General features: G+C 45.3%; 17 protein-coding genes and 1 pseudogene. 8 read left to right on the top strand and 10 right to left on the bottom strand.

Annotated elements, in window-relative coordinates; all coding sequences use genetic code 11:
* Positions 1-3,465, top strand: a 3,465-nt coding sequence (gene mfd / locus AC3A14_RS18110; protein WP_318733805.1) for a transcription-repair coupling factor, incomplete at its 5' end; no start/stop codon positions are given.
* A gap of 278 nt (positions 3,466-3,743) precedes the next feature.
* Entirely contained in the window at positions 3,744-4,208 is a 465-nt protein-coding gene (locus tag AC3A14_RS18105) for a 6-pyruvoyl trahydropterin synthase family protein (RefSeq protein ID WP_318733803.1), read from the top strand.
* Positions 4,209-4,303: 95 nt separating this feature from the next.
* Here AC3A14_RS18105 and AC3A14_RS18100 read toward each other — a convergent pair whose 3' ends face one another.
* From AC3A14_RS18100 to AC3A14_RS18085, 4 genes and pseudogenes are all read right to left on the bottom strand, one after another.
* The gene (locus AC3A14_RS18100; protein WP_318733801.1) at positions 4,304-4,909 is read right to left on the bottom strand and encodes a putative antibiotic biosynthesis monooxygenase; all 606 of its coding nucleotides are present in this window, start codon (positions 4,907-4,909) and stop codon (positions 4,304-4,306) included.
* A 319-nt stretch (positions 4,910-5,228) separates the two neighbouring features.
* Positions 5,229-5,798 (bottom strand): cytochrome b, encoded by a 570-nt coding sequence (locus AC3A14_RS18095; RefSeq protein WP_487779090.1) that lies wholly within the window; start codon positions 5,796-5,798, stop codon positions 5,229-5,231.
* Between the two features lie 37 nt (positions 5,799-5,835).
* Positions 5,836-7,799 (bottom strand): annotated as a pseudogene (locus AC3A14_RS18090) (amidohydrolase).
* The gene (locus tag AC3A14_RS18085) at positions 7,796-8,314 is read right to left on the bottom strand and encodes a GNAT family N-acetyltransferase (RefSeq protein ID WP_318733799.1); all 519 of its coding nucleotides are present in this window, start codon (positions 8,312-8,314) and stop codon (positions 7,796-7,798) included. Before AC3A14_RS18085 ends, AC3A14_RS18090 begins: the two are co-directional and overlap by 4 nt.
* 142 nt (positions 8,315-8,456) lie before the next feature.
* Here AC3A14_RS18085 and AC3A14_RS18080 point away from each other — a divergent pair, with 142 nt between their 5' ends.
* Positions 8,457-8,768: an MGMT family protein gene (locus AC3A14_RS18080; protein WP_318698502.1), complete on the top strand. Its 312-nt coding sequence runs from the start codon at positions 8,457-8,459 to the stop codon at positions 8,766-8,768.
* A 15-nt stretch (positions 8,769-8,783) separates the two neighbouring features.
* On the opposite strand, the gene AC3A14_RS18075 is transcribed toward AC3A14_RS18080, so the two are convergent.
* Positions 8,784-9,389 (bottom strand): nitroreductase family protein, encoded by a 606-nt coding sequence (locus AC3A14_RS18075; protein WP_318698501.1) that lies wholly within the window; start codon positions 9,387-9,389, stop codon positions 8,784-8,786.
* Between the two features lie 77 nt (positions 9,390-9,466).
* Positions 9,467-10,093 carry an isochorismate family cysteine hydrolase YcaC gene (ycaC, locus tag AC3A14_RS18070; protein WP_318698500.1) on the bottom strand — a complete coding sequence of 209 codons (627 nt, stop codon included), beginning with the start codon at positions 10,091-10,093 and terminating at the stop codon, positions 9,467-9,469.
* A gap of 222 nt (positions 10,094-10,315) precedes the next feature.
* Between ycaC and AC3A14_RS18065 the strand changes: the two genes are divergently transcribed.
* Positions 10,316-11,245, top strand: a complete 930-nt coding sequence (locus AC3A14_RS18065; protein ID WP_318698499.1) for a LysR family transcriptional regulator — start codon at positions 10,316-10,318, stop codon at positions 11,243-11,245.
* Here AC3A14_RS18065 and AC3A14_RS18060 read toward each other — a convergent pair.
* The 4 genes from AC3A14_RS18060 to AC3A14_RS18045 form a co-directional block, all read right to left on the bottom strand.
* Positions 11,209-11,559: a cupin domain-containing protein gene (locus AC3A14_RS18060; protein ID WP_318698498.1), complete on the bottom strand. Its 351-nt coding sequence runs from the start codon at positions 11,557-11,559 to the stop codon at positions 11,209-11,211. The two genes, AC3A14_RS18065 and AC3A14_RS18060, sit on opposite strands and share 37 nt — an antisense overlap.
* A gap of 36 nt (positions 11,560-11,595) precedes the next feature.
* Entirely contained in the window at positions 11,596-11,946 is a 351-nt protein-coding gene (locus AC3A14_RS18055; protein WP_318698497.1) for a hypothetical protein, read from the bottom strand.
* 86 nt (positions 11,947-12,032) lie between these two features.
* Positions 12,033-12,632 (bottom strand): dephospho-CoA kinase, encoded by a 600-nt coding sequence (gene coaE, locus AC3A14_RS18050; RefSeq protein WP_318698496.1) that lies wholly within the window; start codon positions 12,630-12,632, stop codon positions 12,033-12,035.
* Positions 12,633-12,853: 221 nt separating this feature from the next.
* Complete coding sequence (locus tag AC3A14_RS18045) at positions 12,854-15,262, bottom strand: phosphoketolase family protein (RefSeq protein ID WP_318733797.1); 2,409 nt, start codon at positions 15,260-15,262, stop codon at positions 12,854-12,856.
* A gap of 365 nt (positions 15,263-15,627) precedes the next feature.
* Here AC3A14_RS18045 and AC3A14_RS18040 point away from each other — a divergent pair, with 365 nt between their 5' ends.
* From AC3A14_RS18040 to AC3A14_RS18025, 4 genes are all read left to right on the top strand, one after another.
* On the top strand, positions 15,628-16,335 hold the full coding sequence (locus AC3A14_RS18040; protein ID WP_318733795.1) for a hypothetical protein: 708 nt from the start codon (positions 15,628-15,630) through the stop codon (positions 16,333-16,335).
* Positions 16,336-16,540: 205 nt separating this feature from the next.
* Positions 16,541-17,179: a histidine phosphatase family protein gene (locus tag AC3A14_RS18035; protein WP_318733793.1), complete on the top strand. Its 639-nt coding sequence runs from the start codon at positions 16,541-16,543 to the stop codon at positions 17,177-17,179.
* A gap of 42 nt (positions 17,180-17,221) precedes the next feature.
* Positions 17,222-19,342 carry a phosphate acetyltransferase gene (gene pta / locus AC3A14_RS18030; protein ID WP_318733791.1) on the top strand — a complete coding sequence of 707 codons (2,121 nt, stop codon included), beginning with the start codon at positions 17,222-17,224 and terminating at the stop codon, positions 19,340-19,342.
* Positions 19,339-20,550 carry an acetate kinase gene (locus AC3A14_RS18025; protein ID WP_318733789.1) on the top strand — a complete coding sequence of 404 codons (1,212 nt, stop codon included), beginning with the start codon at positions 19,339-19,341 and terminating at the stop codon, positions 20,548-20,550. Before pta ends, AC3A14_RS18025 begins: the two co-directional genes overlap by 4 nt.
* The last annotated feature ends 221 nt before the right edge of the window (positions 20,551-20,771 follow it).

Genomic DNA, 20,771 nt, shown 5'->3' with positions numbered 1-20,771 from the left:
TTTTCCTCTATCTTGCGAACCTTGCGGCGATCGCCTCTAACGCAAGAGTTGTTGACTAAACTCAAGGGCGAGAACCGCACTTTGGCACTGCAGGGAATTCCCCGGTTTCCCAAGGGGTTAATCGCGTCTGCCCTCTCCCAAGCCGAATCTCGCTCGCTGTTGTTGGTAGCGGCAACCATGGAAGAGGCGAACCGATGGACGGCGCAATTAGAAGCCATGGATTGGGATGCGGTTCTCTTTTATCCCACCACGGAAGCCTCGCCCTATGAATTCAGCCCTCCGGAACCGGAGATGGTTTGGGGACAGATGCAGGTGTTGGCAGAGTTGGTTTTGGGCGATCCAGAGCGTCAACGAGCAATCGTCTGTACGGAACGGGCGCTACAGCCCCATCTGCCGCCCCTGGAAGCATTTCAACCCTATGCTCTGCGATTGCAAAAGGGGGATATCTGGGAGAGTAAGGCTCTGGATCTGAAGTTAAGTCAACTGGGCTATGAGCGGGTGACTTCCGTGGAAACCGAGGGGCAATGGAGTCGCCGAGGAGACATTGTCGATATTTTCCCGGTAGCTTCCGAGTTGCCGGTGCGCCTGGAATGGTGGGCAACGGAGGGGGATGGGGATGCCCTGGAGAAGATTAAGGAACTCGATCCAGCCACGGGGCGATCGCTCGATCCGATCCCTGAAGTAATTTTAACCCCCACTGCATTCACGCCCATCCTTGAGGAAGCGCTTATAGATCTGGGGGTGGAAAACCTGCCCGAATTCTCCTCAGCCTATTTAGGGTTAGCCTTTGACGCTCCCGCTTCCCTGTTGGATTATTTACCGAAAAATACGCTGGTGGCGATCGATGAACCTAGCCAATGCGAGAGCCATAGCGACAATTGGGTGCAACATATCCAAGAGCAGTCTGAAACCCTGAGCGAGGTAGAAGGAGTGGGTAAAGTACCCCCCATTCACCGCTCGTTTGCCCAGTCCTTAATTCAAGTGCAAACCTATCCCTGTCTCCACTTATCCGAATTAGCGGAAAGCAATTCTGGGGCGCTCAATCTCTCCAGTCGCCCGGTTCCTGTCATGCCCCATCAGTTTGCCAAACTCGCGGAAACTCTGCGCGAAGAAAGTAAAAAACGGACGCTAATTTTCGTCATTTCTGCCCAACCCTCGCGATCGGTTTCCTTGCTGCAAGAACATGATTGTGCCGCTAAATTTATACCTAATCCCAAGGATTATCAGGCGATCGAGTCTCTGCAAGTTCACTATACCCCGATCGCCCTCAAATATTCTGGAGTTGCGGAACTCGAAGGCTTTGTGCTGCCGACGTTTCGGATCATGGTGGTGAGCGATCGCGAATTTTACGGGCAACATAGCCTCGCCACCCCTAGCTACATCCGCAAACGTCGCCGTGCTGCCTCCAAACAAGTCGATCCCAATACCCTAAAACCAGGGGATTATGTCGTTCACAAGAGTCATGGAGTTGGACGCTTTATCAAGTTAGAAAAGCTGACGGTGAATGACGAAACCCGGGAATATTTAGTCATTAAATATGAAGATGGTTTACTTCGTGTCGCCGCCGATCAAGTAGGATCTTTATCTCGATTTCGCTCTACTGACGGCAAGCGCCCCACTTTACATAAATTAGCAGGTAAAACCTGGGAAAAGACCAAAAATAAAGTCCGCAAAAACATTAAAAAATTGGCTGTAGACTTGCTCAAACTCTATGCAGCGCGATCGCAACAAGAAGGGTTTGCTTTTCCCTCCGATTCCGCTTGGCAAGAAGAGTTAGAAGACTCGTTTCCCTACCAACCCACCCCCGATCAACTGAAGGCAACTCAGGATATTAAGCGGGACATGGAATCGCCGCGCCCCATGGATCGATTAGTTTGTGGGGATGTGGGATTTGGGAAAACAGAAGTCGGAATTCGCGCCATTTTTAAGGCAGTGACGGCAGGGAAACAGGTGGCATTTTTGGCTCCGACAACAATTTTAACCCAGCAACATTATCACACGCTCAAAGAACGATTTGCCCCTTATCCCATTGAAGTGGGATTATTAAACCGATTTCGTACTCCTAGCGAACGGAAGGAGATTCAGCAACGGTTAGCCACGGGGGAATTGGATGTGGTGGTTGGTACTCAGGCGCTGTTGAGTAAAGAGGTGAAGTACCGAGATTTAGGCTTATTGGTGGTGGATGAGGAGCAACGGTTTGGAGTGAATCAGAAGGAGAAAATTAAAGCGCTCAAAACCCAGGTGGATGTCTTAACCCTCAGCGCTACACCGATTCCACGGACGCTCTATATGTCCCTGTCAGGGGTGCGAGAGATGAGTTTGATTACCACTCCACCGCCATCGCGTCGCCCGATTAAAACTCATTTGGCGGCGTATAATTTGGAGGCAGTCCGCACTGCCATTCGCCAAGAGTTGGATCGGGGAGGGCAAGTCTTTTATGTGGTTCCCAGGGTTGAGGGAATTGAGGAGATCAGTACCCGGATTCGGGAAACGGTTCCAGGGGTGCAATTGGCGATCGCCCATGGACAGATGGCGGAAACGGAACTCGAAGCAACGATGCTCAGTTTTAGTAATGGGGAAGCAGATGTGCTGGTTTGTACCACTATCATTGAGTCGGGTTTGGATATTCCCCGCGTCAATACGATCTTAATTGAAGATGCCCAGAAGTTCGGATTGTCGCAATTATATCAGTTACGAGGGCGCGTCGGTCGAGCAGGAATTCAAGCCCATGCCTGGCTCTTTTATCCGGATCGCCGAGTATTACCGGAACCGGCTCAAAAACGGTTGCGGGCAATCCAGGAGTTTACCCAGTTAGGTTCTGGGTATCAGTTGGCAATGCGCGATATGGAAATTCGCGGAGTCGGCAATCTATTAGGTGCGGAACAGTCCGGACAGATGACTACCATTGGTTTTGAATTATACATGGAAATGTTACAGGAGTCGATTCAAGAAGTCCAGGGGCAAGAGATTCCCAAAGTTGAGGATACCAGTATCGATCTGCCGATTACCGCGTTTATTCCCGCCGATTATATCCCGGATATGGATCAGAAAATGCGAGCCTATCGCTCCGTAGCGGCGGCAAGTTGTGGTGATGAATTACGCTTAATCGAGAGGGAATGGGGCGATCGCTACGGAAGTATTCCCCAACCGGCTCAACAACTCATCCAGGTGATGGAACTCAAACAACTGGCAAAATCCCTCGGCTTTTCGCGCATTAAACCCGACGGAAAACAGCATGTTGTTTTAGAAACACCCATGGAAGAACCCGCTTGGAATCTATTAAAAGAAAAACTCGATCGCGCCAGCGATGCGGAGCATTATCGCCGCTTCCATGCTCGCTTTGTCTATACGCCTAAAAAAGTCACCGTACGAGGCTTAGGCGTATTCAAACCCAATCAACAACTGGATCAATTAATTAACTGGTTTTGCCAGATGCAAGCAGTCTTAACCCTGAATAATGAATAATTTTATCAATGAATTCTTTGTACAACTAACAGTTATGCCGAATTAGTCCCCGATCTAATGTTTGAAGTGAAGTCGAGAACCAATAAAATCAACAAATTGCTCTCTGGATGGAAATTTCTCGTAGTAGAAATCTGGGTCTCGGAATTTGATTAAATGGAGCCGATCGCATTCTGACTGAGTATGTTATACTACGGAGTGATTTCTACTTAAGCGTGCATCTTTGTTTTTTGCTTTAAGAGATCGTTTCTGCTTCTGAACCCATTGATAAAAAGCCTAAATTGAAGTACCAATCGACAAAAGTTTTTGATGGATTTTCTACTTGCTTTCGACAGTGGCGATCGCAGGGATCACATTGTCATTTTTTACACGGTTATAGCGTCTCGTTTAAAGTTTGGTTTGAAGGAGAGCTAGATTGTCATTGTTGGGTGTGGGATTTTGGCGGGATGAAAAGATCCAGGACTCAAATTGATGGCATGAATCCCAAAGCATGGATGGAATATATGTTCGATCATACGGTGATTGTAGCAGAAGATGACCCCTATTTACCGAGTTTTTATCAACTACAAGAACAGGGGGTGATTCAGCTTCGAGTGCTTCAAGCAGTCAGTGCGGAAAAGTTTGCTGAGTTGGTGTTGACTAAGCTCAATGCATTTGTGCAGACGGAAAGCGAAGGTAGAGTAAGAGTTAAGCGTGTTGAGTTTCGGGAACATGAACGAAATTCTGCTGTAGTGGAAAGCAATTAATGATTAATAATTACGGTGAATATCTATGGTGGTGTATTCGTAAGTTTCCCTTTCCATGGCTAAATTCTAAGCACCGGGAGGCGATCGCCTTGCAATTATATCTTAGTAGGATGCAGCCATTTATGAAATAAACGAGTTAATCTCGGCATAACAACATAAGCCAATAAAACAACGACTAATCCGGTCATAATGGCTTGGCGGAGGAGAAAGTGCAGGGCAGATAAATGAGGGGTAATCAGATAACCCAAGATTGATGAACAAACAAAAACTCCCAGCCAAGTAACTAAGACTGTTTTATACTTTGGAGGAGGAGAAGAGATGGTATTGGGGAGAGAAACCAGCGCTTCTAATCCAGTGAGAATCTGTACATCTTCTTGCTTTTCAGTCAGGGGTTGAGCGCGTTCAATCCATTCTTTTCGCTCTGGCGATCGCAGCCAGTGACAGAGATTGTGATAGCGATCGAAACGGAGAATAATCACATATTCCTTTCTCGAACCTGATTGAGGTCTGAGAATAGTTACCCCCTGATGACCCTCAAATTCTCTGGCCACTTCAGAAACACCTTGCAACCACTCTTCATACCCAGATTCGCGACCTGGGCGAATATAATGGGAAATGACGGCAGTCACTTGTTGATTTTGGTTATTTGGGTCATTCATATTCATTAAGTCCAGGACTACAGCCAGAAGAGTATCAATCATAGAGCTGGTAGTAGGAGAAAAATTAGAAATAAAAGACTTCAAATCTATCCTGGGTAATAGCTCTAAATAAAGTCACTTTTGCCCCTCGATACAAGGGTTTCATTTCCCTGAATCTTGTCTCTTTTTCTGAGCGCCCATAAGGGCCACTTCCCCGTAGAAGAATAACTGTTTCATCTATAAAAACCAGGTTTTCTGGGTCTATATCTCTAATTTTCTCCCAATACTCCACTCTCAATTTTTGCACCCTTTCCGTCTCTGCTTGAGTACCATACCTCGTTAGTATGCATTAGTATCAAGCATTTAAGGATTTGATGCTATCCTACCTTGCCCTGCTGCCTTGTAGAAATCCCTGCCAGCGCCGCCAGGTTCCTCGTACATAATGCCACTGTTGGTAGGTGTGGTAGGTAACGAATAGCAAAAAACCATAAGATGACCAAAAGTGGAGCGCACGCCCCAACTCTACCCGGTCTTCATTGGGGGAAAACAAATCTGGAACCACCAGCCCGAATAACTTTACACCATTGGATTGGAAAGAGTTGGAGAAGAAAAAAACAGTCAGGGGAACCCCCACCATCAAGATGTACAGGCTCAGGTGTAAAAGGGTCTTCTGCCACCATTTGGGAGTGGTTTTGGGAAAGCGCTTGGCATATTTTTTCCCCCACACACGAACTAAGGTGATAACACGCCAAGCTAAGAGAATCAGAGAGATAATTGCGATCGATTTATGAAAGTCGTAGAGTGCATTACGACCAGGGAGATCTCGTGGCAAACGGGCCATGATTGGCCCAGTGCAAAACAAAATAAGATAACAGCCCGCCATCCACCAATGCACACTCATTAAGTGTTGAAAAGCTGAAGTTTTTCGAGGTTTGTTTTGTTTTGTTGTCATGATCGCATTTCTTTTCGATTTTAATTTTTAATTGATCTTAGTAGCAACAGGCGCAAGCTAGACCTCCCCAAAATTGAGATAGACTACCCGGTTGATTCAAAGAGGATAACTTTAAGTTGGGTCGTTTTTGTGAGTGAATACCTGAAGTCCACCTCTGCTCAGATGCAGGAATAACACTGCTCCGAGAATCATTATGATATCCCCCAAAATATTTTACCGGAGACCAATCTGGACTAATGGGTAAGGGTGGAGGGGATAAGTTACTAAATTCTTCACTTCCATAAACGGGTTGACCATCGACAAGGGTTAACACGGATTCAAGATGTTTGATTCTCTCTTCGGGTACAGAGAAAAAGTCTTCTGATAGAACGGCTAAATCTGCCAATTGACCAGGCATAATTGCGCCTTTATTTCCTTCTTGATTGGAGAACCAAGCGGCAGCGGTGGTATATAACCTTAAAGCCTCCATGCGATCGAGGCGGTTGGCTTCAGAATAAAGGGTTGTGCCGCCAACAGTTTTGCCGGCTACTAGCCAATATAAACCGACCCAAGGATTATAACTGGCAACTCGCGTGCCGTCTGTTCCCCCGGATACTGGCACATCCATGGCCATGATTTTTTTAATGGGGGGGTACGATTAGCAGCCTCCACGCCATATCGGTCAAGAAAGTATTCCCCTTGATACGCCATCCGGTGTTGAAAGGCAATACCACCGCCCAACGCTTTGACTCGCTCAATATTGCGATCGCTAATCGTCTCCGCATGATCTAAAATCCAGTGCATTCCATTAAAGGGAATTTCGCGGTTCACTCTCTCAAATATATTTAAAAATCGCGAGATTGATTGATTATAGGTGGCGTGGAGTCGGAACGGCCACTTATTAGCAGCCAGAAGTTGAATTACCTCTGTAAGTTCGGCTTCCATGTTGGGATTGAGATCGGGACGAGGTTCGGTAAAGTCTTCAAAATCTGCGGCCGAGAAGACTAACATTTCTCCTGCACCATTGAGGCGATAAAAATCGTCTCCTTGTCCCGGATTGGCAATGTTAATCCAGCGTTCAAAATCGGCTTTCTCTGCCCCTGGGTTTTGGGTAAATAGGTTATAAGCGACCCGAACGGTCATCAATCCTTCTTTGTGAAGGTGGTCAATGATTTGATAGTCATCGGGAAAATTTTGTCCTCCACCACCCGCATCAATAACGCTGGTAATCCCCAAACGGTTCATTTCCCGCATGTAGTGACGACTGGAGTTGATTTGATCGTCTAAACTTAATAGGGGCCCTTGAGCGATTGTTGCATAAAGAATGGCCGCATTGGGTTTGGCAATCAGCATTCCTGTCGGATTACCATTGCGATCTTTTTCAATGACTGAACCGGGAGGGGGTGTGGTATTGCGGTCTATCCCTAGAGCGCGTAATGCAGCCCCATTGAGCAGGGCACGATTGTATAGATTGAGAATAAATACGGGTACATCTCTCGATACCGCATTAACTTCTGCCAATGTCGGCATCCGGCGTTCGGCAAACTGAAATTCACTCCACCCACCAATTACCCGTACCCATTGAGGGGCAGGGGTTCTAGCGGCTTGTTCTTTGAGCATTCGCAGGGCATCCGCGAGGGAGGGCACACCATCCCAGCGCAGTTCCATGTTATAGTTTAACCCCCCCCGAATTAAGTGAGTATGACTATCATTTAAGCCGGGAATGACGGTGCGACGATTCAGATTAATGGTTTGGGTGCGATCGCCGCGATAAGCCATCACTTCCTTTTCCGTACCCACTGCCAGAAAACGGTTACCCTTAATTGCAACAGCTTCAGCAAAGGAGCGGCGATCGTTTTGGGTAGCAATCCGGGCATTATAAAGAATTAGATCGGCTTTTTGACTCGTATCAGTAGGGTTTTGTCCCCATGATTTCCCTTTATCTAATAGATACGTCGAAAATCCTGCGGCTAAAGCCCATTTAAAAAAATCCCGTCGGTGGAATTTGTGGTATTGATTCATAATGAGTTAGTCATACTGTTAGATGACAGGTCAAGTTTCTTGTACATCACATAGACATCAACAAAGCCTTGTGATGGATGTAAACACGCTTCCGGTAATGTCCCCACAATCTCGAAGCCCAGTTTCTGCCAGAGTCGAACAGCAACCGTATTTGTTGACACCACAAAGTTGTATTGCATCGCCCGAAATCCGAGTCTTACAGCTTCTGCCTCAGAATGTTTGAACAGAGCAGAAGCGATGCCCTTCCCACGAGCTGCTTCTGCTACAATATAGCCAGAATTACAAACATGAGAACCCGGTCCGGGTTGATTGACTTTTAGATAATAAGTTCCCTGTATTAACCCCTCTGAATTTTCTGCAACGCAGGTGACTACTGGCATTTCAACCCAAACTTTAAATGCCTCTTCTTCTGTAATATTAGTTGCAAAGCTGTAGGTCTCACCTGCACGAAATACAGGCTTGATAATTTGCCAAGTTGCTGGCCAGTCAGCTTGTTCTAGAGGTCGAATAATCATCACGCATCAAGGGGATCGTTTTCAGAGGTTATTTTAGGCTGACCTTTTAGGGTTAGGCAATCTCTTGTCCGTTACAATCCTTGGTGATTAGTGCTATATTGAATCAAATATTCAGGAGATTATTCGGAGCCAGATCAACAGCATGAAAAATCAAACGCCTAGTTTTCATCAAAAGTGCTATGAACTTTTAACAAAAATCCCCCAAGGTCAAGTTACAACCTATAAAGAAATTGCAAAAGCCCTCAATACTAAAGCCTATCGTGCAGTGGGAAATGCGATGGCTCGTAATGACAATCCGATTGTCATCCCTTGTCATAGAGTGGTCAAAAGCAATGGCGAAATTGGTAATTATCGCTTAGGAGTACCTCGTAAAAAGGAATTACTCCTCAACGAGGGCATTACGATCAAAAATAATCGGGTCGAAAATTTGAGTGAAGTCCTTTATCAATTTTAAACGAACTCAAACTATTTAGAACTTATTTTCGATCACTAATTCGCTCAACGGCAATTGTCCCGGTTTTGGCCAAGGTTCTTTAACTTTTTTGCCAATCGCAACCATTGGCCCCATAACATGGTCTGCGGGTAAATTAATCAGTTTTGCAACTTTCTCAATGTCAAAGCCAATCATCGGGCAAGAATCATAGCCCATTGCTTTAGCCGCTAACATCAAAGTTTGCATTGCCATACCAATGGAGCGTTGAGCCTCATCTCGCTGTAGCCATTCCCGTCCCTCATGAAACGGCCCCATCCAACCTACTAATAAATCAGCCACTTCTTTGGGGGCATTTTGCCAATAGCGTTCGGGGGCTTTCTGCCATGCGTTCATATCTGCTGTAAACAGAATTAGTAAAGAAGCATCCGTCATTTGTGCTTGATCGTTACCCAACTCTTTGCGGATTTTTTGACGTAATTCAGAATCTCGAAGAATTACAAAACGCCAATGTTGAATATTAAAACTCGTTGGAGCTTGAATCATAGCTTCCAGAAGTTTCCCCTCTTCTTCTGGAGTCAGTTTATGATTGGGATCGTAATTTTTAACTGAACGACGTTGATAAATCGCCTGTAAAGTATCCATTGAGTCAAACTCCTCTTGATGGGTTTAATGCTTCACGAATTCATCTATCAGAAAACTGGAATTATTGTTGAATCCATCTATTTTTGTGTTGCAAAATAGCTGGTCATTAAATTTCGATAGTTGGGAATATACTTGGAGAGTAAAGCACCCAAACCTTCAATATCATTGCGCCAGTCGCGATGGAGTTCGCAGGCGACACTAAACCAATTCATCATTTGTACCCCAGCTCCTTGCATCCGCAATAATGCTGCATCTCGCACATCTTTGCTAAATGTACCAGACGCATCAGTTACCGCAAAAACATCAAAGTCTTCTTCCAGGGCACTTAAAGCAGGAAAAGCCACACAAACATCTGTCACAACTCCCGCCATAATGAGTTGTTTACGACCGGTATCTTTGATGGCTTTCACAAAGTCTTCATTATCCCAAGCATTAATTTGACCGGGACGAGCAATATAAGGGGCATTGGGATGAAATTCTTTAATTTCGGGAACTAAAGGGCCATTGGGGCCATTTTCAAAACTGGTGGTTAGAATGGTTGGGAGATTAAAAAATTTAGCTAATTCGGCTAAAGCCAAAACGTTATTCTTAAATTCATTGGGTGAATAATCTTGGACTAATGAGATTAAACCCGCTTGATGATCGATGAGTAGAACGACGGCATCATCTTTAGATAGGCGTTTGTATTGATAAGAATCAGGCATGATTATTGATTACGGATTGAGACAACATAGCGGTGCTATCAAGCTAAATAACATTAGCTCGATTTTTACAAAGTAATGGGTCGTTAAGTGATTAATGAGGGTCTGCTACACAAGCAGATGAATTTTGTACCAGCCACCATCATCATAAAATGGTTCTCTAAAAAAGACAATATAGTATTTTAGAGACACATTGTCTCTATTTTGTTTACAATTCAGGGTCTAATGGATAAGTTTGAAAGTATACATGCATTCACACAAGTCGTTGAAGAAGGTAGCTTTGCTGCGGCGGCGAGAAAAATGCAGCTCTCGCGTTCAGCAGTGAATAAGCTGGTGATTGCTTTAGAGAAGTATTTGGGAGTGCCATTGCTCTACCGTACAACGCGTCAAGTTACACTGACTGATAATGGTCAAGCATTTTATGAACGCTGTCTTGATATTCTTCATCGCTTAGAAGAAGCAGAATTCAGTATTTCTGAGCAACAGACTGAACCGAAAGGAAATCTGAAAATCAATGCTCCGATGTCTTTTGGTCTCTCCTTTTTAAGTGCAAAAATAGCTGAATTTATGACTCAATATAAACAGGTTAAAATCCAATTGACGTTAGAAGACCGTTTTGTAGATCCGATCGCTGAAGGTTACGATCTGGTTATTCGCATTAGCTTACCTTTAAAATCTCCAAGTTTGATTGCTCACCCCATTACCACTATTCCTCGCGTCATTTGTGCAGCTCCTAGTTACCTAAATAACAGAGGGATTCCGACTGAGATTGAAGACTTAAAAAAACATTCTTGTATGCATTATGGATATTTGGCAACTGGGGAACGTTGGCCCTTCATTTATGAAGGAGAAGAAGGACTTATTTCTATTGATGGGGTCTTTTGTTCTAACAATGGAGAAGTTTTGCGAGATGCGGCTGTCAATGGATTGGGAATTGTAATGTTGCCCAACTTTATTGTCGAACAAGATTTAAGGAAAGGAAATTTACAAGTTCTCTTGTCGAACTATAAAGTTCCAGAATTGACGTTATATGTCGTGTATCCCATAAGTTCGAGCATTTCTAAGAAGGTTAAGCTATTTACTCAATTTATGCAACAGGCATTGGATGAGGTTAAATGTCAGGATTCAGAAACGGGAACTCTTAAGCCAAAATAGGTCACTACTAATTCCGTTGAACCGGTATTTCGTAATTCATGAATTTCTCCAACATTAATGGCAATGCAAGTGCCTGGAGAAAGGGCATACTCCTGGTTATCTACGGTAATAATCCCTGTGCCAGATTCAATAAAAAAAACTTCGCACATATCTTGATGGGCGTGACTATTCGCGACTTCTCCAGGGGGAAATTTGGCTTGGGAAAAGTTGGTTAAATGGGGTAAGTCCCCAATACGTAACATGACTTGTTTACGGATATTGGCATTATGCGAAACGCCTTCTTGAGGGATGTCGTTTAAGGTCGTGATTTTCATTAGGGAATCGGGAATAGGGAATGGGGAATAAACGCATTATGGTTCATCTAGAGGTTCAGACTCTAAGGATTTCGGTAAATTGCGGACGACCTCGGCTTGAAACCAAACTCTGAGAATCGTTTGTAACTGTACTCGACTAATATAGGGCCATCCTCCTTCGGTTTCCATGTCTCGCAGGAGGGTATACAAGGCTTGACGGTTATTGGGAAGGGAGTCTTGAAACCAGGTTTCTCGAATATAACGATGCATTTCTTCGAGACTGCGAAGAATAGCTAATAGGGTAACGGCATCCTTTTGATGTGTAGCAGCTAGGCTTTGTATCTGCTCTAGAGTGGCGTTGAGTTCCTGTTCCCAGGGTTGTAGAGTAGGGTCTAAATCCTTGTCCATCCGTGATTGAATTGTTTACCTATGTTAGGGTGATTGAATTATATTTTACTGTAACCGAAAACTGGCGATCGCCGCTATCCTATCGATTAAAAGTTGGACTGGAGGATTCGATCGATTTGTTGAAACAATTCGGACTCAGTCGAAGAGTTATCTAACAGGCGATCTCCTCGCTGGCATTTTTCAGCTAAGGGCATTTGAGAGTTGATCCTGATCTGCGCTTGTTCTAAAGTCAAGTGATTGCGGCGCATTAACCGTTCTATTTGTTGCGCTTCAGAACAGTAGACCACCCAAATCTCCTCAACTAGATCGGTCATCTGGGCTTCAAAGAGGAGGGGAATGGAGAAGACTAGGGTATCCTGGGGAGAGGATTGATTGAGGTCATAGTATAGGCGATCGCGCACATAAGGATGAATTTGCTCCTCTAACCATTGCCGCTCTACGGGGTTACTAAAGACAATTTCCCCTAACTGCTGACGATTTAATCCCCCTTCCGGTAACTCAATAGTCTTTCCATATCGTTGCACAATGCGCTGGAAAACCGGCGATTTCGGTTGCACCGCTTCTCGCGCATACCGATCTGCATCAAATACGGGTAAACCATAATGTTGTTCGAGATATCGAGTCACCGTACTTTTCCCGGTCGCAATTCCCCCCGTAATGCCAATTTGCGCTTGTTTTTGGCTCATCGTTGAGATCGTCCCTCTTATTTGTCATTTCAAATAAAAATGAAACAGATGGAACAAAGAAGGGGTTTCTAGTTCCCACTTTTAGCCTACTCCCGTTGCTCCTCTCGAACTATCGCTAACGATCGCCTCCTTAACCAAAACTGACCTTAGCTTATAATCAAACAGCTCTAAGAAAGGCAGGAAGGAGCGAAATTCTTTTCGCCCCTATTCACATTAAACGATTAATACGGCCATTTCCAGTTGACGATCTCTTCCTTATCAATGCCTTGTGCGCGGGCATATTGGAGGTTTTCGATAATGGCATTTTTCATCCGTTCTTTGACATAGGCAGCCGCAGAACCGAGTTTCGGCACGCGGTCAATCACGTCAATGACGAGGTTAAAGCGATCGACTTGGTTATTGATCGCTAATTCCAGAGGCGTGTTAATGTTGCCTTTTTCTTTGTAGCCGCGAACATGAATCCGGTCTTGATTAGCGCGGCGATACACCAGTTTGTGAATTAACCAAGGATAACCATGGAAGTTGAACATTACAGGTTTATCGACGGTGAAAAGGCTGTTAAAGTCGCGATCGCTTAAACCATGGGGATGTTCCCCTTCTGACATCAGTTTAAACAAATCAACAACATTAATAAAGCGTACTTTAAGATCCGGGAATTCATCGCGCAAAATAGCAGTTGCAGCCAAAGATTCCATTGTCGGAATATCCCCACAGCAAGCCATAATCACATCCGGCATATCCGGGTCTTTGCCACAGTCATCATTACTAGCCCATTCCCAGATCCCAATCCCTTTAGTGCAATGTTTAATTGCATCCTCCATATTGAGATATTGCAGGTGCATTTGTTTATCCGAGATGATCACATTGACATAGTCGGTGCTACGTAAACAGTGGTCAGAAACCGAGAGTAAGCAATTGGCATCAGGGGGGAAGTAAACGCGAACCACATCGGGACTTTTGTTGGTCACCAGGTCTACAAATCCGGGGTCTTGGTGGCTAAAACCGTTGTGGTCTTGTCGCCAAACGAGGGAAGAGAGGAGAATATTTAAGGAAGATACGGAGGCCCGCCAGGGAACTTCGTTGATACAGATATCTAACCATTTGGCATGTTGGTTAAACATCGAATCCACTACATGGGCAAAGGCTTCGTAAGTGTGGAAGAGTCCGTGACGACCGGTAAGTAAGTAGCCTTCTAACCATCCTTGCAGGGTATGTTCGCTGAGGATTTCCATAACCCGACCATCCGTAGAGAGTTCGCTACCGTCCAGGTCTTCGGGGAGGAAGTGAGCCATCCAGACTTTTTTGCTCACTTCGTAGACCGGATGGAGACGGTTAGAAGCCGTTTCATCGGGGCCGAAGAGCCGGAAATTATTTGGGTTGTCGCGCATAACTTCCCGCAGAAAGTAGCCGAGGAATTTGGTATTTTCCACTTCCACAGTGCCCGGTTTGGGGATTTCTACAGCAAAGTTGCGGAAGTCTGGCATTTTTAGATCTTTGCGGAGGATGCCACCGTTAGCACTCGGGTTCGCACTCATGCGGCGATCGCCTTTTGGAGCCAGTTCTTTTAATTCCGGAATCAGTTTGCCGTTCTCATCAAACAGTTCTTCCGGTTTATAGCCCTTCATCCACTCTTCCAACAAGCGGACATGCTCTGGGTTACTGTGCATTCCGCCCATGGGAACTTGGTGCGCCCTCCAAAAGCCTTCTACTTTGTGACCATTCACTTCTTTCGGCCCCGTCCAGCCTTTAGGAGTCCGCAGAATAATCATCGGCCAGCGGGGGCGTTTAGCTTCTCCTGTTCGACGAGCTTCTTCTTGAATTGCCCGAATGTGGTTAATACAAGTTTCCATCGTTCCGGCCATCTTTTGGTGCATAATAGCTGGGTCATCGCCTTCAACCACATAGGGGGTATACCCATAGCCGATAAACAAACTTTCAAGTTCCTCTGCACTGATGCGAGAGAGAACAGTTGGGTTGGCAATTTTATAGCCGTTCAGGTTAAGAATAGGCAGAACTGCCCCATCCCGGATCGGGTTCAGGAATTTGTTCGAGTGCCAAGCCGTCGCCAGGGGGCCGGTTTCCGCTTCTCCATCCCCAACCACCACAGCAGCGATCAGGTCGGGGTTATCATACACTGTTCCGTAGGCATGAGAAACACTATAGCCGAGTTCTCCCCCTTCGTGGATAGAACCGGGAGTTTCTGGGGTACAATGACTACCGATATGACCGGGGAACGAGAACTGCTTGAAAAATTTCTGCATCCCTTCTTCGTCTTCGCTTTTGTCTGGATAGACTTCAGAATAGGTTCCTTCCAGATAAACAGGGCCTAAAACGCCAGGCGCACCATGGCCGGGGCCGGCTAGGTAGATTGCATTGAGGTCATATTTGTTAATCAGCCGATTGAGGTGAACATAGCTAAAACTCAGGGCTGGAGACGCTCCCCAATGACCGAGGAGGCGGTATTTTATATGTTCGGGTTTAAGCGTTTCTTTTAGTAAGGGGTTGTCTCGCAGATAGATCATACCTACAGCAAGATAATTACAAGCCCGCCAGTAGGCATCAATTTTTTTCAACTCATCGGGGGAGAGTAAATTTTCCTGGGGACTGAGTCTTTCAGGTGAAGCTACCATAAATTCTAATCTATCTTAACGAAAGGGCTAAATACTTGAAGCTGTGTCAATTTTGAGCCGTCACTTTTCAGTTCCAAGCAATGCTTCTGAACTTCTGGTATCTTAAACTCCTTTGCAAGCAAAATGTCCCCAGAGTCCAAAAATCTTAAGATTTCCTTTGGGTTCCCAGATTAGAATTTATCCCTCTTCTATCAACCCGCGATATAGAATTCTAATGATATTGCTTTTTGAAAAACTTTAAGGTAAGATTAAAAAGATATATGCTATCTTAATCTCCACATTCTAGAGTCAAGAAATCTACTTGAGAAATACTTGCTACTAAATGGGATTGCAAGTCAGCACTATCTTGTATGTTGCTCGCAGCAATGAATATAAAAAACACATTTTCTCCATTCAGTATTACCAGAGTCCTCACCTTTTTATTTCTCCTTTTTAGTTTGGTTAATCTCATTATCCAACTGGCAAAGTATGGATTTAACTATCGTCAAGAATGGATGGTTATTTTTAATATGGATCGGGAAATGAACTTTCCCACTCTATATACGGTACTCTTGCTGGCGTTCTGCTCATTTTTGTTTAAGCTCATCTTCCAACTGGAGAAGCGTGAAAAATTTCCATTTGCTTCTTACTGGAGAGTCTTGCATTTTATTTTTGCCTTTATGGCATTAGATGAAGGTTTACAGATTCACGAAATTATGATCGTCCCGGAAGTGGGCAAACATCTACCAGCTATCTTTTCTGCCGTTTGGGTGATTCCCTATGGAGTTCTCACTTTGGGATTAATCTATTATTTTTCTAAGTTTGTCAATCATTTACCAAGGCAAATTAAAAAGATGACGATCGCCGCAGGAAGTCTTTACGTGTTTGGCGTTTTAGGATTGGAAATGATGGGTAGTATCTGGATTAGAATTGCAGGAGGAATGCAAAATCTAGTCTATTCATTACTCGCTAGTACGGAAGAAATGCTGGAAGTGACGGGTTTAATCGTACTGATCCATGCCTTGCTGATTTACATTACAAAATACCATCGCCAGTCGATCGAGATTACTTTTGATATCCAAAGTCAACCATAGTCTACGAATCGGTCCTTGATGAACCAGGGACCCCAGCCCCTTGTTAAGTGGATTTTCATAGAAAAATAATGATGACGGGGCATCTTAAGGGAGACTTAACTTGATATTAATATCAAAAAATTAAGGAGTTTGGTAGTTTTAAACCAAGTCTCTCTTGCTAGAACATAATGGGAACAAGCATTCCATCTGTGACCCGTTTAATCTTATGAGCCTAACTTTATATTTTCTTAGACATGGAGAAACGACCGATACTCAAGAGGGAGGTTATTGTGGTGTCCTCGATCCTGAGTTGACCGAAGATGGAGAAAAAATGGCTCAACAGTTTACCCAAGCCTATGCAAAATTGGATTGGAGAGCAGCTTATGTGAGTCCGATGAAACGGACGATCTCCACAGCAACCCCCTTGTGCGAAACCCTGAACCTAGAGATGGAACTGCGGGAGGGACTTAAGGAACTCAATTACGGACAATGGGAAGGAGAACAGCCCGCAACCGTAAACCAAACTTATCATGATGACTATGTTCGCTGGTTAACCGATCCAGGCTGGAATGCCCCCACAGGAGGTGAAAAGGGTATTGATGTTTCCCGACGCGCGTCTGTAGCGATCCAGGAAATTGAGGGTCGTTATTCCTCTGGTAATGTGCTGGTGGTCTCCCATAAAGCCACTATTCGCATTATGTTATGCCGGTTATTGGGGATTGATGTGGGACGATTTCGCGATCGCATTGCCATGCCAGTCGGTGGGGTGAGCATCGTGGAAATGCGCCCCCATGGCCCCTTGTTACACCAATTAGCCGATCGCTCCCATCTAGAAAGCGCGCTGCGATCGCGGCCTGGAACTTAGCATCCATTCTTTTTCTTTTGCAATATTTAAGGTGAGTAGACTATGGCCCATTCTTTATACGTTAGTACAACAGAAGTCGCCAGTGGAAAAGCTCTTGTTTCCTTAGGGGTAATTGAATGCTTATCCCGGAAAACGAGCAATATTGGATTTTTTCGCCCCATCATTCGTAAACCCGAAGCGGGGGATATTGATGATGATATTAAACTGATTCTCACCCATTTTAGGCTGAAACAATCTCCAGAAGATGCCTTTGGCTTATACTTGCAGGAAGCGACAGATTTACTGAGTCATCATCATTTAGATGACCTCTTGGATCGGATTATTGAACGCTATAAACAATTAGAAAAGAAATATGATTTTGTGGTCTGTGAAGGTTCGGATTTCAAAGGCCAAGAAGCGGCTTTTGAATTCGATCTGAATGTAGAAATTGTCAAAAATTTAGGCTGTCCCGTCTTAATTGTGGGTAAGGCCAGCGATCGCACCCCAGAAGAAGCCATTAATTCTGTACAACTGCCCCTGGATGTGTATCGGGAAAAGGAATGCGATGTGGTTGGGGTAATTCTGAACTTAGCCCAACCGGATCGGGTGGATACCCTCAAAGCCAGTTTGGTGAAAGAATTGGATTTGCCCGAAAGCTTAGTTTCAGTGATTCCCTACGACCGTCGGCTCAGTAGTCCCCGGATGCGGGATGTTGTAGAACAACTGAATGCTGAAGTCCTATATGGACATAAACGGCTCAATAACCTAGCCAACAAGTACGTGGTAGCCGCGATGCAAGTGCAACATGCCCTTGAGCGTTTAAAGGAGGGTAATCTAGCCATAACTCCTGGCGATCGCTCGGATGTTATTCTCGGTGTTGTACAGGCCGATCAATCCGTAAATTACCCTAACTTAGCCGGTTTAGTTCTTTCCTGTGGTATTAAACCTCACCGAGTGATTGCCAAACTCCTGGATGGTTTACCCGATCCACCGCCTATTTTATGCGTCAAAAGCGATACCTATACGACGGCTTCAGCCATTCACGATCTACATATTTCCCTCACCTGTGGCGATCGCGAAAAAATCCATGTGGCGATAGAAACCTTCGATCGCTACGTTAACTTACAAGAACTAGAAGAGCGTATTGAAGGCATAAAAATCAAGGGCATGACCCCGAAAATGTTTACCTACAACTTGGTACAACAGGCCAAAGCCCAAAAACGCCATATTGTTCTTCCAGAAGGCAACGATCCTCGGATATTGCAGGCGACGAGTGTCCTGTTATCCCAAGGTTTAGTGAATATTACTCTCTTAGGTAGCCTCTCAAGCCTTGAACAAACGCTGAAAAAACATAATATTCGCCTGGATTTAAACCAAGTCCAAATTATCAATCCTGCCATAAGTGAAAACTTCGATCGCTATGCCGAAACCCTCTATGAATGCCGCAAACATAAAAATCTTAGCCTTGATATGGCTAAAGACTTAATCATGGATGTCTCCTACTTTGGTACACTCATGGTCTATAGTGGGGATGCCGATGGCATGGTTTCTGGAGCCGTCCACACTACCCAACATACCATTCGCCCCGCGCTACAAATTATCAAAACTCAGCCAGAGTGTTCCATTGTTTCTTCAGTCTTTCTCATGTGTTTAGAAGACCGGGTATTGGTCTACGGAGATTGTGCCGTGAATCCGAACCCCACGGCCGAACAATTAGCAGAAATTGCCCTCTCTTCTGCGGATACTGCCAAACGATTTGGAATTGAACCCAGAGTTGCCTTACTCTCCTATTCCTCTGGAGAATCAGGTAAAGGAGAAGAAGTGGAAAAAGTGAGGAAAGCCACCCATTTAGCTCAACAAAAACGCCCCGATTTGAAAATCGAAGGACCCATTCAATATGATGCCGCTGTCGATCCAGACGTGGGCGCTCAAAAAATCCCCGATTCTGAGGTTGCGGGACAAGCCACAGTTTTAGTTTTCCCCGATTTAAATACCGGGAACAACACTTATAAAGCCGTCCAACGGGAAACAGGAGCGATCGCCATTGGCCCCGTTTTACAAGGTTTGCGTAAACCCGTCAATGACCTCAGTCGCGGCTGTACAGTCACCGACATTATCAATACCGTCACCATTACTGCCATCCAAACCCAAACCATTTGTCCTCTGAATTCCCCAAGCCCATGAAAATCCTGGTTTTAAACGCGGGTTCCAGCTCCCAAAAAAGCTGTTTATATGACATTACCGGAGACCAACTCCCGGCCCATCCTCCCCATCCCCTGTGGGAAGCGACCATTGACTGGACAGTGGCCACGGACTATGGGGTCATGAAAGTCAAGGCGAATGGGATCGAGCAGGAAACCAACTTACCCAGTGATGCGAAGGAAGAGGCGATCTCTAAACTCCTGCAAACTCTGGTGAGCGGAGAAACCCAAGTTTTAGAGAGCCTCTCGGAGATTAATGCTGTTGGTCATCGGGTGGTGCATGGGGGAACGGAATATTCCGAAGCTACCCGCATCACCCCAGAAGTCCAAGCCACTATTACCCAACTCATCCCCCTGGCACCATCGCACAATCCAGCCAATTTGCAGGGGATAGAAGCTGTGGAGAGGGTCTTACCCGACGTGCCCCAGGTGGCAGTATTTGACACTGCTTTTCACAGCCAGATGCCCCCAGAAGCGGCGGTATACCCTATTCCCTATGAGTGGTTTGAGCAAGGGGTGCGGCGCTATGGCTTCCATGGAACCAGTCACCGCTATTGTGCCCTACGTACGGCTGAGTTAATGGAAAAACCCCTAGAGTCGTTAAAGATGATTACCTGTCATTTGGGCAATGGCTGTTCTTTGGCTGCGGTGAAAGAGGGTATTAGTGTCAATACCACCATGGGGTTTACGCCTTTAGAGGGACTGATGATGGGAACCCGGAGCGGTTCGATCGATCCGGCGATCATCTTCTATCTAATGCGCGATCGCGGTTTTGATGTCAATAGCATTGACCGAATGCTGAATAAAGAATCCGGTTTCAAAGGGGTTTCCGGACTGTCGGCAGATCTGCGAACCATTCTACAAGCGATGAATGAGAAGAATGAACGGGCAAAATTGGCCTTCGATCTCTATATTCATCGCCTGCGGAGTGCGATCGGTGAAATGTTAGCCAGCTTGGGCGGATTAGATGTTCTGGTTTTTACCGCAGGCGTAGGCGAAAATTCAGTAGACGTGCGTCAAAGAGCCTGTCAAGGCTTTGAGTTTTTGGGATTAATGTTAGATGTGGAGAAAAATGCGAACTCTCCCATGGATGTGGATATTGCCACTCCAGATTCTGCCGTGCGCGTTTACGTGATTCATACGGAAGAAGATTGGGCGATCGCCCGTCAAACCTGGCAATGTTTGCGATAAACCCTTTGGCAGGAAAGACACCGGGTTTCTTGCGGCCATTATCTACACACAATGATATTTCTAAGATGGATAAGGAGGAAAATCAAAATGCCTCCTTATCCAGACCCGTTAATTAAACCACAGCAGTTTCATGTTGCGCGTGAAGGCGATCTTTTTTCAACGCTTCCGACAGACGGTTGAGGGCGTTGACATAAGCTTGAGCAGACGCGACTACAATATCC

It is taken from the genome of Roseofilum sp., assembly GCF_982964205.1.
Note: the sequence above shows the minus strand (reverse complement) of the source record. Positions and strands in the feature narration are given on the sequence as shown.

Excerpts from the sequence above, each read along its gene's own strand:
- pta (WP_318733791.1), top strand. The coding sequence starts at position 17,222 with ATGGCCCATTCTTTATACGTTAGTACAACAGAAGTCGCCAGTGGAAAA.
- AC3A14_RS18075 (WP_318698501.1), bottom strand. The coding sequence starts at position 9,389 with ATGGATACTTTACAGGCGATTTATCAACGTCGTTCAGTTAAAAATTAC.
- ycaC (WP_318698500.1), bottom strand. The coding sequence starts at position 10,093 with ATGCCTGATTCTTATCAATACAAACGCCTATCTAAAGATGATGCCGTC.
- AC3A14_RS18095 (WP_487779090.1), bottom strand. The coding sequence starts at position 5,798 with ATGACAACAAAACAAAACAAACCTCGAAAAACTTCAGCTTTTCAACAC.
- AC3A14_RS18065 (WP_318698499.1), top strand. The coding sequence starts at position 10,316 with ATGGATAAGTTTGAAAGTATACATGCATTCACACAAGTCGTTGAAGAA.
- AC3A14_RS18080 (WP_318698502.1), top strand. The coding sequence starts at position 8,457 with ATGAAAAATCAAACGCCTAGTTTTCATCAAAAGTGCTATGAACTTTTA.
- AC3A14_RS18025 (WP_318733789.1), top strand. The coding sequence starts at position 19,339 with ATGAAAATCCTGGTTTTAAACGCGGGTTCCAGCTCCCAAAAAAGCTGT.
- AC3A14_RS18060 (WP_318698498.1), bottom strand. The coding sequence starts at position 11,559 with ATGAAAATCACGACCTTAAACGACATCCCTCAAGAAGGCGTTTCGCAT.
- AC3A14_RS18085 (WP_318733799.1), bottom strand. The coding sequence starts at position 8,314 with ATGATTATTCGACCTCTAGAACAAGCTGACTGGCCAGCAACTTGGCAA.
- AC3A14_RS18100 (WP_318733801.1), bottom strand. The coding sequence starts at position 4,909 with ATGATTGATACTCTTCTGGCTGTAGTCCTGGACTTAATGAATATGAAT.
- AC3A14_RS18045 (WP_318733797.1), bottom strand. The coding sequence starts at position 15,262 with ATGGTAGCTTCACCTGAAAGACTCAGTCCCCAGGAAAATTTACTCTCC.
- AC3A14_RS18055 (WP_318698497.1), bottom strand. The coding sequence starts at position 11,946 with ATGGACAAGGATTTAGACCCTACTCTACAACCCTGGGAACAGGAACTC.
- AC3A14_RS18035 (WP_318733793.1), top strand. The coding sequence starts at position 16,541 with ATGAGCCTAACTTTATATTTTCTTAGACATGGAGAAACGACCGATACT.
- coaE (WP_318698496.1), bottom strand. The coding sequence starts at position 12,632 with ATGAGCCAAAAACAAGCGCAAATTGGCATTACGGGGGGAATTGCGACC.
- AC3A14_RS18040 (WP_318733795.1), top strand. The coding sequence starts at position 15,628 with ATGAATATAAAAAACACATTTTCTCCATTCAGTATTACCAGAGTCCTC.